This is a genomic window from Microbacterium sp. 18062 (assembly GCF_902706225.1).
GTDB lineage: Bacteria > Actinomycetota > Actinomycetes > Actinomycetales > Microbacteriaceae > Microbacterium.
Window position 1 is genome coordinate 1 of record NZ_CACSKB010000077.1, and the last position, 12195, is coordinate 12195.

Sequence of the window (12195 nt, forward strand, 5' to 3'; positions counted from 1 at the left end):
ACGTCAACTCGGTGGTCGCGCTCGGCGACTCGGGCATCTCGAGCACGGCGGACCTCGCCGGCAAGCGCGTCTCGGTCAACAGCATCGGCGCCGCCGGCGTCGTCGACGGCCTTGCGGACGCTGCGCAAGGTGCTCCTCGGCGTCGCCGGGATCGTCGGCTTCCTCCTCACCTGGCAGCTGATCCCGGCGCTCGGCATCGTCAGCCCCCGGTTCCTGCCCTACGCCACCGACACCCTGGCACAGCTCTTCGCGGACCTGCGGGATCTGGAGTTCTGGCGCAACGTGGGCCGCACGATGACCGCGTGGGCGATCGGCCTCGTCATCGCGAGCGCGCTGGCGGTGCTGCTCGGCACCGTCGTCGGGCTCGTGCCGTTCCTGCGGCGGGCGACGCACACCACGGTCGAGTTCCTGCGCCCCATCCCCTCGGTCGCCCTGATCCCCCTCGCCGTGCTCCTCTACGGCATCCAGCTGCCCGCGGCCCTCGTGATCATCGTGTTCGCGAGCTTCTGGCAGGTGTTCGTGCAGGTGCTGTACGGCGTCGCCGACGTCGACACGGTCGCCCGCGACACGGCGCGGAGCTTCGGCCTCTCGCGGGGCTCGCGCATCGTGAACCTCGTGCTGCCCACGGCGCTTCCGTACCTCATGACGGGGCTCCGGCTCGCCGCCTCCGTCGCGCTGATCCTCGCCGTCACGGCAGAGATGGTCATCGGCACCCCCGGGCTCGGGCAGCAGATCGTGTTCGCGCAGTCGGCCGGCAACTACACGCGGGTCTACGCGCTCGTGGTCGTCACCGGGCTGCTGGGGCTGGTCATCAACATCCTGTTCGGCCTCATCGAGCGCCGGTCGCTGTCGTGGCACCAGTCGGTGCGGGGGGAGGAGGTCCTGTGAGCCTCTACACCAGCACGATCGTCACCCCGCGACGTCGCTCCCGGGTCTGGGCGAAGCTCGGCGAGAGCACCGCGTTCGCGCTCGGCCTGCCCATCCTGCTCCTGATCGTCTGGGGGGTGTGGGGAACGCTCGCCCCGGCGAGGTTCTTCCCCTCCCCGGCGATCATCCTCGAGGCGTTCGTCGACACCTGGGTGGGTCCCGCGTTCACCACGGACGTGCTGCCGAGCCTCGGGCGCCTCGCGATCGCGATCGTCCTGTCGGTGGCGGTCGGCATCGCCGCGGGTGCCCTCATCGGAAGCCTGCGCTGGCTGCGCGAGCTCACCGGTCCGGTGCTCGAGTTCTTCCGCGCCGTCCCGCCGCCCGTCCTCGTCCCGGTCATGATGCTCCTGATGGGCATCACCGACACGATGAAGGTGGCCGTGATCGTCGCGGGGTCGATCTGGCCCGTGCTGCTCAACACGATCGACGGCGTGCGATCGACGGATGCGGTGATGGTCGAGACCTCGCGCTCGTTCGCCCTCACCCGTGCCGAACGGATCCGGTATCTCGTGCTGCCCGCCGCGAGCCCGCGCATCATGGCCGGGGTGAGGCAGTCGCTGTCGATCGCGCTGATCCTCATGGTGATCTCCGAGATGTTCGCCTCGTCGTCGGGACTGGGCTATCGGATCGTCTACTTCCAGCGCAACTACCTGATCGCCGAGATGTGGAGCGGCATCGTGCTGCTGGGGCTGGTCGGCGTTCTGCTCGCGGCGGTCTTCGGACTCGTCGAGCGCAGGGTCCTGCGCTGGTACCACGGAATCAAGGAGGTGGAGCGTGCCTGATCCGAGAACCCCCGAGGGGGATTTCCGTATCATCCCGGATGGTGAGCGCCCTGGGGGCGCTGACGTCCTGCTGCGGGTCGAGCATCTGAAGAAGGTCTACGAGTCCTCGACGGGCGACGTCGAGGCGATCGGCGACATCGGATTCTCGATGCGTCGGGGCGAGCTGGTGTGCATCGTGGGCCCGTCCGGATGCGGCAAGACCACGCTGCTGAAGTGCATCGCGGGGCTGCTGAGGCCGACGGCGGGAACGGTCGACCTGGACGGACGGACGGTGACCGGGCCGCCGCCGAACATGGCGCTGGTCTTCCAGGAGTACGGCCGCAGCCTGTACCCGTGGCTGACGGTCCGCGGCAATGTCGAGCTGCCGCTGAGGCACAAGAAGCTGACCGGTGCGGAGCGCGACGAGCTGATCGACGACGCCCTGACGGCGGTCGGCCTCGACCATGCGGCGGGGAGCTACCCCTGGCAGCTGTCGGGCGGGATGCAGCAGCGCGTGGCCATCGCCCGCGCGGTCGCCTACCAGCCCGAGGTGCTGATCATGGATGAGCCGTTCGCGGCGGTCGACGCGCAGACCCGCGCGGACCTCGAGGACCTCGTGCGCCGGCTGCACCTGGAGCGAGGCATGTCGATCCTGTTCGTGACGCACGACATCGACGAGTCCGTCTACCTCGGCGAACGCGTCGTGGTGCTCTCGAAGTCGCCGACCTGGGTGCAGGAGGACCTCCCGATCGACCTCGCCCCTGAGCGCGACCAGATCACGACCCGGGCCCTGCCGCGCTTCACGGAACTGCGTACGCACGTGTACGAGCAGATCCAGCGTGCCAAGCGCGGCGAGGCCGTGCGCCCGGTCGCCTGACGTGTCGATCGGCACCGCGCAGACGCGCACGCGAGAGACGGATGCGGCGACCCGCAACCCGAAACGGCTCCTGCTGGCGCTGCTCGGCGAGCGGCTCGAGCTCGGGCTCGACGAACCGCTGCGCGCCGGTGCCTACCTCGACGTGCTCGAGGGGGCCGGCGTCGCCGGCCCGACCGCGCGCGCGATGCTCGACCGGATGGTGCTGCGCGGATTCCTCACGCGCGACCGGGTGGGGCGCGGCGTGGAGTACGGGCTCACCGACCACGGCCGGGAGGTGCTGCGGGAGGCGTCTGAGCGGGTGCACTCGCCGTATCCGTTCTCCCCGCAGGGGCAGGGCTGGACCCTGGTCACCTTCACGGTGCCGGAGGGACAGCGCACGCTCCGGCACCGCCTGCGTGCGGCGCTGACGTGGGAGGGCTTCGCCCCCGTGCGCGACGGACTGTGGGTGGCGCCCGGCGAGGTCGACCTCGTGGCCGCGCTCGGGTCGCTGCGCGATGAGCTGCCCGAGTCCGCGATCGTCGCGTTCCGGGCCCGGGACCTGCCCGAGTTCCCGCTCGCCGGGACGGTGCGCAGCGCGTGGGACCTCGAGACGCTCCGCGGCGCGCACGAGCGGTTCCTGGCCGCATGGGAGGATCCGGCGGCGCTCGCCGCATCCGTGCCGCCGGTCTCGGCGCTGACGATGCTCGTGTCGGACTGGCTCGCGCTGCTGCGCGCCGACCCGCGGCTGCCCGTGGGCTTCCTCGAGGCCGACTGGCCCGCCGCCCGCTCGATCGCCGCGTACCGTGCGCGTCGCGACGAGCTCCAGGATGCGGCGACCGCGGCCCTCGTGACGCTCTCCGCCCGCTGACGCCCGCCCCCGGAGCCCGGGCCCGGGCTCCGGGGCGACGCATCAGCCTCTCCGCGCCTCTGCGGGGCGTTCCGTGACGTGGCGAAAGCCCGGTCGCTGCCCTTCGTCTCGGAGCTTCGCTCCTCGCTCAGGGACCGAACCCGGAGACTTTCGGGTCAGCGGCGGCCGAAGCGGGCGCGCAGGTCCGCCTTGCGCACCTTGCCCGATGCCGTCCGGGGCAGCTCCTCCACCGCGACGACGTTCTTCGGCAGCTTGTACCGCGCCAGCACGCCGTCGAGCTGGGTGCGCACCGACTCCGTGGTCACCTCGGCGCCCTCGCGCAGCGTCACGACCGCCCACGGCACCTCGCCCCACCGCTCGTCGGGCACGCCGATCACGGCGACCCCCGAGATGCCCTTGATGTCGCTGATCAGGTTCTCGATCTCCGCCGGGTAGATGTTCTCGCCGCCGGAGATGATCATGTCCTTCAGCCGGTCGGCGATGTAGAGGTAGCCGTCCTCGTCGAGGTAGCCGAGGTCGCCCGAGCGGAACCAGCCGTCGTCCGTGAACGACGACGCCGTCGCCTCGGGCAGGCCGTGGTAGCCGAGGAACACGTTCGGACCCGAGATCTCGATCTCGCCCACCGTGCCGCGCGGCACCATCCGGCCCCTCTCGTCGGCGATGCGCACGTCCGTGAAGAAGTGCGGGAGCCCGACGCTGCCCTGCTTCTGCCTCGTCATGGTCGGCGACAGCGAGGTCGCTCCGGGTGAGGTCTCGGTCATCCCGTACCCCTGTGAGAACGACAGCCCGCGCTCCTCGAACGCGTTCAGGATGCGGGTGGGCACCGCGGATCCGCCGCACGTCAGCTTCTGCAGGCTCGAGATGTCCGCATCCGCCCAGTTCGGATGGTCGGCCATCAGCTGATAGGTCGTCGGCACGCCGCTGAGCATCGTGACCCGGTGCCGTTCGATGAGCTCCAGTGCGCGCCCCGCGTCGAAGCCCTTCTCGAGCACGATCGTGGCGCCCTTCAGGATCACCGGCAGCGCCCCCATCCCGAGCGAGGCGACGTGGAACAGCGGCGAGATCAGCAGCGCGACATCGGTGGAGACGACGTCGTAGTCGACGATGCAGTTCATGGCGCACCACGTCAGGTTGCCGTGCGAGAGCACCGCGCCCTTCGACTTGCCCGTCGTGCCCGACGTGTAGACGATCGCGGCCGGGTCGTCGAGCGTGACCGTCGCGTCGATGTGCCCGGCGCGGGCCTGCGCGGTCAGCCGGTTAAGCCCCGGGATCCCGTCCGCGCCGTCGCCGGTCAGCAGCACGTGCGCTATCCGGCCGGCCTCCACGCCGTCCGCCACCCGCCCGGCGAACTCGGCGTCGTGGATGAGCGCCCGCGCGTTCGAGTCGGTGAGCACGTGCGTGATCTCGGGCGGCGCCAGCCTCGTGTTCACGGGCACGAACACCGCGCCCAGCTGCGCGGCGCCGAACATCACCTGAAGGAACTCCGGGCTGTTCTCGCCGAGGTAGGCGACCGCATCCCCCTTCTGGATGCCGCGCGCTGCGAGCAGCCCCGCGATCCGGTCGGCGGCATCGGCGACCTGCCGATACGTGAGGACGTCGCCGTCGCCGAAGATCAGCGCGGGTTTGTCGGGGCTCTTCAGTCGGCGGGTGGCCATCCAGGAGCCGAGTCCGTGGTTGTGCATCGTCGCGTGTCCTCTGCGTCGAGGGTCTTCTTCTGTCGAGTGTCCACGACACGCGGGTCCCTGGCGGGGTGTGTCCGCGTGTCGTGGCCGCTCACGGGGGTGGGGTCAGGCGTAGAAGCGGTAGAGGCCGCGGGCGACGACGGCGGGTTTGGTGCCGCCGTCGATCTCGATCGTCTGGTCGACGGCGAACTGGTAGCCGCCGGGAACCTCGGTGACCTCGGCGATCACGGCGCCGCCGCGGATCCTCGCGCCGACCTTCACCGGCGAGACGAACCGCACCTTCTCGAGGCCGTAGTTGACCTTGGTCGTCACTCCCTCGAGGTCGAACAGCTCGGACCAGAACTTCACGGTCAGCGACAGCGAGAGGAAGCCGTGCGCGATCGGCGCGCCGAACGGGCCGTCCTTCGCGCGCTCCGGGTCGACGTGGATCCACTGGTGGTCGTCCGTCGCGTCGGCGAAGAGGTTCACGCGCTCCTGCGTGACCTCGATCCACTCGGTCCAGCCGAGGTCCGTGCCGGCGAGCGTGGCGGCGTCCGCGTAGGCGGCGATGGTGGTCATGACGTGTCTCCTTCGATGGGGTCTGCGGGTCGGATGCGGTCGGTCAGGCAAAGGCGGAGGTCCCGGTGAGCGCCCGCCCGACGATCAGGGCGGTCATCTCGTGGGTGCCCTCGTAGGAGTAGACGGCCTCCGCATCCGCGAAGAAGCGGGCCGCGTCGTTGTCGAGGACGATGCCGTTGCCGCCCTGCACCTCCCGGGCGAGCGCGACGGTCTCGCGCGCGAGCCGGGCGGTCTGCATCTTCGCGAGCGCCGAGTTCTCGTCGCGGAAGTCCCCGCCGTCCTGGATCGCGGACAGCTGCGTGACGATGCCGAGCGACGAGGTGAGGTTGCCGAGCATACGGGCGAGCTTCTCCTGCACGAGCTGGAACCCGCCGAGGGGCCTGCCGAACTGCTCGCGCTCGGTGACGTAGCGCACGGCCGCGTCGAGCGCCCCGGCCTGCAGGCCCGTCGCGATCCAGGCGACGTCCGAGCGCATGGCGCGGAGGATGCGGGCGACGTCGCGCCATCCGTCGACCCGCTGCAGACGCGACTCCTCGTCGACGCGCACGCCGTCGAGCACGATGTCGAAGTTCTGCATCGGGCGCAGCGACACCTTGCGCTCGATGCGGGTGAGATGCACGCCCTCCGCGTCGCGCGGGACGAGGAAGACCTTCACCCGGCCGTCGGCGACGTCGCGGGCGAACACGGCGAGCAGGTCCGCCGTGCCGGCGCCCCCGATCCAGCGCTTCGCGCCGTCGATGACCCAGCCGTCGCCGTCCCGGCGTGCGGTGGTCGCGAGCCCTCCGGCGATGTCCGAGCCATGCTCCGGCTCGGTGAGCGCGAACGTGCCGCGCACCTCGAAGCCCGCGATCCGCGAGTCGAGCGCCGCCACCTGCTCGGGCGACCCGCCCAGCCGCACGGTCGTGCGGAAGAGGCCGGACTGCGCGTTGTAGGCGGTCGCCACCGACACGTCGGTGCGGGCCAGCACGTAGTTGCGGAAGCCGGAGAACATCGACGACCCGGCCTCGGCCGCATCCACACCCTCCGGTCGCATGAGATCGAGCGGGATGAGCGAGCCGAGCACGGCAGCCGGCAGCGTCGCGGTCTCCCACGCCTCCGCGAGCAGCGGTCGCACTTCCCTGGCGAGCACGTCGTCGAGCCGGTGCAGCGCGGCGCGGGCGGCGGGGCTCAGCCGGCTCTCGGCGAACCCGAGGGCATCGATCCCGAACGGCGGGTCGGTACGCAGCGTCGCGGTCATCGGCTCAGGCCAATCCGAGCAGGCGTGCCGCGTTGTCCTTGAGGATGCCCGGCATCGCCTCGGGCTTGAGGTCGGTCTGCTCCACGTCGCGCAGCCACCGGTCGGGCGTGAGCAGCGGGAAGTCGGAGCCGAACAGGACCCGCCTCTTCAGGAACGAGCCCGCGGCGCGCACGAGCTGCGGCGGGAAGTACTTCGGGCTCCAGCCGGACAGGTCGATCCACGTGTTGTGTTTGTGAGTGGCGACCGAGATCGCCTCGTCCTGCCACGGCACCGAGGGGTGGGCCATGATGATCTGCAGGTCCGGGAACTCTGCGGCGACGGTGTCGAGCAGCATGGGGTTCGACAGCGCGAGCCGGAACCCCCGCCCGCCGCGCATGCCCGCGCCGATACCGGTCTGCCCGGTGTGGAACAGCGCGACGACACCGGCGTCCTGCAGCGTCGCGTAGAGCGGGAACCACGCCTCGTCGCTCGGGTCGAAGCCCTGCACGGTCGGATGGAACTTGAACCCGCGGACACCGTGCTCCTCGACGAGGCGTCGGGCGTGGTCGACGGCGGCCCGTCCCTTTCGGGGATCGACCGACCCGAACGGGACCAGCACGTCGTTGTTGCGCGTCGCGCCCGCCGCGATCTCCTCGCTCGAGAGGGGGGCGTGGCCGAGGGCGGTCTCCGCGTCCACGGTGAACACGACGGCGGCCATCCGGCGGTCGCGGTAGTACTGCGCGAAGGCGTCGAGGTCGGGGCGCTCCACATCCGCGCTGAAGTAGGCCGAGGCCGCCTCCGCGAGGTCGGGGGGCAGCGACGTGCGGCCGTGGTCGTCGACCTCGATGTGCACGTGCACATCGATGGCTCTGACCGCGTCGAGGTCGATCGCGGGTTCGTAGCGGGTCATGTCGGCTTCCTCGCCTAGACGTGGCAGGGGTGGTGCGGATGCGGCGGAGCGCTTCGGGTGCGCCCCGCCGCATCCGGGTCAGGGGCCCGGGGTCGGCGACCCGCGGGTCAGGGGCGAGGGCGCTGCAGCTCCTCGGGAAGCGCGGGGAAGCGCTCGCCGACGGACTGCAGGCTCTCGCCGACAAGCGTGGGGAACTCGTCCTCGAGGGCGTCGTAGGTCCAGCCGCCGTCGCGGTAGGCGGTGACGACCGGCTCGGGATGCGACCAGAGCTGGAGGCGGTCGCCGCCCACCCCGATGGCCTGCCCGGTGACGCCGGCGGCGGCGTCCGAGGCGAGATAGGCGACGAGCCCCGCGACGTCGTCGGACGTGCCGAACCCGAGGTCATGACGGAAGAACGCGGGCATCGGCTCGCCCGCCGCGTCCGCTTCGACGGCGGCCGCGAAGTACGGCACGGTCGCGGTCATCGCCGTCGCTGCCACCGGGATGACGACGTTCGCGGTGATGCCGGCCTTCTTGAGCTCCTGCGCCCAGGTGCGCACCATGCCCACGATGCCGGCCTTGGCGGCGGCGTAGTTGGTCTGGCCGAAGGTGCCGCGCTGTCCGGTGGGCGAGCCGATCGTGATGATGCGTCCGCCCTCGCCCTGCTCGCGCAGGTGGATGGCGGCCTCGCGCACGGTCGTGAACGTGCCGCGCAGGTGCACGCCGATGACGGTGTCGAAGTCGTCGTCGCTCATCTTCCAGAGCACGGTGTCGCGGAGGACGCCGGCGTTCGTGACGAGGATGTCGAGCCGGCCGTAGGTGTCGACTGCCGTGCGGACGAGCTGCTTGGCGGTCTCGGTCGAGCCGACCGGGGCGACGACCGCGACGGCCTTGCCGCCGGTGCCCTCGATGCTCGCGACGGCCTCGGCGGCGGTCGCCGCATCCACGTCGTTGACGACGACCGATGCGCCCTGACGGGCGAGCTCCTGTGCGTAGGCGAGGCCGAGGCCGCGGCCGGATCCGGTGACGATGGCGACTTTGCCGTCGAGTGACATGGGGACTCCTTCGTTGGTGACTTCATTGAACCGCGTACTCGTTGAGAATGTCAATTATTGTCTGCCACACGATTTGCTACGCTTCGGACATGACATCGAGCGAGCCCGCCCTCGGGCAGAAGCTCACCGCCGCGTCTGGGCAGAAGCTCACCGCCGCGTCGCTCACCGACGACCTGAGCTTCCTGATGGCACGCGCCAACGCGCTCTCGCTCGCCGCCGGCAACGCGGCGCTCGCGCCGCACGGACTGAAGGTGCGGTCGTACTCGGTGCTCGCCCTGGCCGTCGACGACTCGCGGCCGACGCAGCGGGAGCTCGCCGCGTTCCTGCGGCTCGACCCGAGCCAGGTCGTCGCCCTCGTCGACGACCTGCAGCGCCGGGGGCTCGTCGAGCGGCAGCCGGATCCGACCGACCGCCGCGCGAACGTCGTGCTGGCGACCGACGCGGGCCGTGCCCTGTACGCCGAGGCGGTCGAGGCAGCCCGCGCCGCGGAGGAGCGGCTGCACTCCGCGCTCGGTGCGGCCGAGCGGGCGCAGCTCGCCGCGCTCCTGCGCCGGATCGCCTTCGTCGACTGATCCGTCCCGCCGCCCCGGGTCGGGGCCGCGAGACTGCACGGGGGCGCCGAGACAGCGGGGTAACCCCACGGTCTCGGCGCCCCGCTGCAGTCTCGCGGGACAGCGGTGCGGGGGTCGCTCAGCGGGGATCGAGCACGAAGCGGTCGCGCCCGACGGCGACGCCCACGGCGGCCTGCGCGGCGAGCACGGCGATGAGCAGCACTATCGGCCACGTCCAGCCGCCGTCGATCGCGTGGAGCGCCCCGAACGAGATCGGGCCGAGCGCGGCGAAGAGGTAGCCGAGCGACTGCGACATCCCCGACAGGGCGGAGGATGTGGCGTGGTCCCGCGCGCGCTCCGCCATGAGCGTCAGCGACATGCTGAGCGAGGCGCCCGCGCCGAGCCCGGCGACGAGCGCCCAGATCGTCAGCGCCTCCGGGGCGAGGAGCAGACCACCGGCCGCGCCGAGCCCGGCGACGGGCAGCAGTGCGGGCACCCAGCGTCGCGCGCGGCCGCGCAGGGCGAGCGGCACGGCGAACGAGCCGATGACACCGAGGATCTGGAACAGCATGACGTCGACGCCGGCGACGACCGCGGAGCGTCCGTGGGCGGTCGCGTACGGGGCGAGCCAGGTCACGAGCATGTAGAACGACGAGGACTGCATGCCCATGTACGCCGCCACGAGCCAGGCGACCGGGTCGCCCCAGATCCCGGTGCCTCGGCGACGCGGGGGGAGGCCCGCGCGCGTGCAGACCGGGGCGGATGCGGCGCCGCCCGGCGAGGCGGCGCCCGTGCCGGCTGCGGGCGAGGTGCCGGATGCGGCGGCGGTGACCGCATCCGCTGTCGCCGGCATCGCGCCGATCGATCGGGACGGCCCGCTGGCGGATGCGCGGTTCCGTCCGCGCGCCAGCACCCAGATCCAGAGGGCGATCGCGATCGGGAGCAGCGCGGACGTCGCGGCGAGGGCGATGCGCCATCCGTCTGCGCCGCCGCCCGCCGCCTGTGAGATGGGCACGACGACGCCGGATGCGATCGCGCCCACGCCGCCGAGGAGGGCCGTGTAGAGGCCCATCATGAGCGGCACGTGACGGCCGAAGTCCCGCTTGATGACGGCGGGCATGAGGACGTTCGCCACTGCGAGCGCTGCGCCGATCAGCACCGTTCCGAGCCACAGGTCGACCGAGACGCCCGGCCACGACCGCCAGGCGGTGCCCGCGCCGAGGGCGATCATCGCCCAGAGCACGACGCGCGACATCCCGAACCGGGTGGAGAGCCCGTGGGTGAGCGGGGAGACGATCGCCCAGGTCAGCAGCGGAACCGACGCGAGAGCGCCGAGCGCCGCGGTGCTGGTGCCCAGATCGGCGGCGATCTGGTCGAGCAGCGGGCCCACGCCCGTGATCGTCGCACGCATGTTCGCCGCGATCAGACAGACGGCGGCGACGAGCGGCACGGGGTCCGGGGCGGAGGCGCTGGGCGCAGCGGGAGTAGCGTTGCGGGGTGCCTCCCGACATCCGCCCGACGAGTTCGCGTCTGCCCCTGCTCGTCGTCGGGATCGTGCTGACGGCGGCGATGCTGCGCGCGCCGATCGTCGCGGTCGCGCCGGTCGCGCGACTCATCGGCGCCGATCTCGAGGTGTCGGCGGCGGTCCTCGGGCTCTTCACGGGCATTCCGGTGCTGGCGTTCGCGGTCTGCGCACCGGTGGCGATCGCGGTCGTGCGCCGGGGCGGTCCCGACCTGGCGCTGATGGTGGGCCTCGGCGGGGCGATCGTCGGATGCATCGTCCGCTCGAGCGGCGGCCTCCCCGCCGCGCTGATCGGAACGGCGATCATCGGCATCTTCCTCACGATCGGGAACGTCGTGGTGCCGGTTATCATCGCCCGCGAGTTCTCGCCGCGCCGTGTGCACATGATGACGGGCGTCTACACCTCGGCGATCAACGTCGGCACGATGACCGTCACCGTGGCGACCGCCCCGCTCGCCGCCGGCATCGGATGGCGCGGGGCGATCGCGGCGTGGGCGGTCTTCGGCGTAGCGGCGCTCGCTGCCTGGGTCTCGCTCCGCGGCGTCCGGGAGGCGTTCCGGCCGCGGCCCGATCAGCGGCGCACCGCGGCGGCGCGTCGGGAGTCCTCCATACTGCGGTCGGGGTCGACCTGGGCGCTGGGGGCGGCGTTCGCGGGCCAGGCGTTCTCGTTCTACGCGATGACCGCGTGGCTGCCGACGCTGCTGATCGACCGCGGATTCGGCGCCGAGGCGGCGGGGGCGATCGCCGGGCTCTTCCAGGTCGCCGGCATCGCGGGCGCGCTGCTGCTGCCCGTGCTCACGACCCGCGTGTCGATCCTCACCGGGGTCGTCGCGGTCGCCCTCGGCTGGCTCACCGTGCCCATCGGGTTCCTCGTCGCCCCCGACCTGTGGTGGCTGTGGTGTCTCGTCGGCGGTGCCGCCCAGGGCGGCGGGCTCACCGTCGTGTTCATCATGATCAGCGCCCTCGGCGGGGACCAGCACACGATCACGGGGCGCTCCGGCATCGTGCAGGGCATCGGCTATGGCGTCGCCGCGGCCGGTCCGACCATCGTCGGAGCCCTGCACGAGGCGACGGACGCCTGGACGGTGCCGCTGCTGACCGTGCTCGGCGCCGTGCTGGTGTTCGGTCTGGTGGGCGGCGGGGTGGCAGCGCGCCTGCGACGCTGAGCGCCCCGCCCCGCCCGACCCCTGCTTCGCCCGGCTTGTGAACCGCGAGACTGCACGGGAGCGCCGAGACAGTGGGGCAACCCCACGGTCTCGGCGCTCCGCTGCAGTCTCGCGGTCCTGCCGCCCGGAGCGCCACGCCCCGGG

At 72.0% G+C, this 12195-nt stretch carries 12 protein-coding genes; 6 read left to right on the forward strand and 6 right to left on the reverse strand.

Going from position 1 to position 12195, the window contains the following annotated elements:
* Positions 1–129 precede the first annotated feature (129 nt).
* From GVL03_RS17920 to GVL03_RS17935, 4 genes are read left to right on the forward strand one after another with little or no spacing between them, the layout of a single operon-like run.
* A complete protein-coding gene (locus GVL03_RS17920; RefSeq protein ID WP_235038228.1) occupies positions 130–888 on the forward strand; it encodes an ABC transporter permease in 759 nt (252 codons plus the stop codon).
* A complete protein-coding gene (locus tag GVL03_RS17925; RefSeq protein ID WP_159502375.1) occupies positions 885–1709 on the forward strand; it encodes an ABC transporter permease in 825 nt (274 codons plus the stop codon). Before GVL03_RS17920 ends, GVL03_RS17925 begins: the two co-directional genes overlap by 4 nt.
* Before the next feature lie 28 nt (positions 1710–1737).
* Positions 1738–2565 carry an ABC transporter ATP-binding protein gene (locus tag GVL03_RS17930; RefSeq protein ID WP_373683851.1) on the forward strand — a complete coding sequence of 276 codons (828 nt, stop codon included), beginning with the start codon at positions 1738–1740 and terminating at the stop codon, positions 2563–2565.
* Position 2566: 1 nt separating this feature from the next.
* A complete protein-coding gene (locus GVL03_RS17935) occupies positions 2567–3412 on the forward strand; it encodes a PaaX family transcriptional regulator C-terminal domain-containing protein (RefSeq protein WP_159502376.1) in 846 nt (281 codons plus the stop codon).
* A gap of 155 nt (positions 3413–3567) precedes the next feature.
* On the opposite strand, the gene menE is transcribed toward GVL03_RS17935, so the two are convergent.
* The 5 genes from menE to GVL03_RS17960 all read right to left on the reverse strand — a co-directional run bounded on the left by menE (position 3568) and on the right by GVL03_RS17960 (position 8812).
* Positions 3568–5094 carry an o-succinylbenzoate--CoA ligase gene (gene menE, locus GVL03_RS17940; RefSeq protein ID WP_159502377.1) on the reverse strand — a complete coding sequence of 509 codons (1527 nt, stop codon included), beginning with the start codon at positions 5092–5094 and terminating at the stop codon, positions 3568–3570.
* A 105-nt stretch (positions 5095–5199) separates the two neighbouring features.
* Positions 5200–5652, reverse strand: a complete 453-nt coding sequence (locus GVL03_RS17945; protein ID WP_159502378.1) for a MaoC family dehydratase — start codon at positions 5650–5652, stop codon at positions 5200–5202.
* A 43-nt stretch (positions 5653–5695) separates the two neighbouring features.
* Complete coding sequence (locus GVL03_RS17950) at positions 5696–6889, reverse strand: acyl-CoA dehydrogenase family protein (protein ID WP_159502379.1); 1194 nt, start codon at positions 6887–6889, stop codon at positions 5696–5698.
* A 4-nt stretch (positions 6890–6893) separates the two neighbouring features.
* Positions 6894–7778: an amidohydrolase family protein gene (locus GVL03_RS17955; RefSeq protein WP_159502380.1), complete on the reverse strand. Its 885-nt coding sequence runs from the start codon at positions 7776–7778 to the stop codon at positions 6894–6896.
* A 107-nt stretch (positions 7779–7885) separates the two neighbouring features.
* Positions 7886–8812: an SDR family NAD(P)-dependent oxidoreductase gene (locus GVL03_RS17960; RefSeq protein ID WP_159502381.1), complete on the reverse strand. Its 927-nt coding sequence runs from the start codon at positions 8810–8812 to the stop codon at positions 7886–7888.
* Between the two features lie 89 nt (positions 8813–8901).
* Here GVL03_RS17960 and GVL03_RS17965 point away from each other — a divergent pair, with 89 nt between their 5' ends.
* A complete protein-coding gene (locus tag GVL03_RS17965; RefSeq protein WP_159502382.1) occupies positions 8902–9384 on the forward strand; it encodes a MarR family winged helix-turn-helix transcriptional regulator in 483 nt (160 codons plus the stop codon).
* Between the two features lie 118 nt (positions 9385–9502).
* Here the strand turns inward: GVL03_RS17965 and GVL03_RS17970 are convergent, their stop codons facing one another.
* On the reverse strand, positions 9503–10813 hold the full coding sequence (locus tag GVL03_RS17970; protein WP_159502383.1) for an MFS transporter: 1311 nt from the start codon (positions 10811–10813) through the stop codon (positions 9503–9505).
* Between the two features lie 47 nt (positions 10814–10860).
* Here GVL03_RS17970 and GVL03_RS17975 point away from each other — a divergent pair, with 47 nt between their 5' ends.
* Entirely contained in the window at positions 10861–12051 is a 1191-nt protein-coding gene (locus GVL03_RS17975; RefSeq protein WP_159502384.1) for a CynX/NimT family MFS transporter, read from the forward strand.
* Positions 12052–12195: the final 144 nt, after the last annotated feature.

What these genes read in the sequence shown, in the direction of transcription:
- GVL03_RS17945 (WP_159502378.1), bottom strand. Translation starts at nt 5,652, where the DNA reads ATGACCACCATCGCCGCCTACGCGGACGCCGCCACGCTCGCCGGCACG.
- menE (WP_159502377.1), bottom strand. Translation starts at nt 5,094, where the DNA reads ATGCACAACCACGGACTCGGCTCCTGGATGGCCACCCGCCGACTGAAG.
- GVL03_RS17955 (WP_159502380.1), bottom strand. Translation starts at nt 7,778, where the DNA reads ATGACCCGCTACGAACCCGCGATCGACCTCGACGCGGTCAGAGCCATC.
- GVL03_RS17965 (WP_159502382.1), top strand. Translation starts at nt 8,902, where the DNA reads ATGACATCGAGCGAGCCCGCCCTCGGGCAGAAGCTCACCGCCGCGTCT.
- GVL03_RS17960 (WP_159502381.1), bottom strand. Translation starts at nt 8,812, where the DNA reads ATGTCACTCGACGGCAAAGTCGCCATCGTCACCGGATCCGGCCGCGGC.
- GVL03_RS17950 (WP_159502379.1), bottom strand. Translation starts at nt 6,889, where the DNA reads ATGACCGCGACGCTGCGTACCGACCCGCCGTTCGGGATCGATGCCCTC.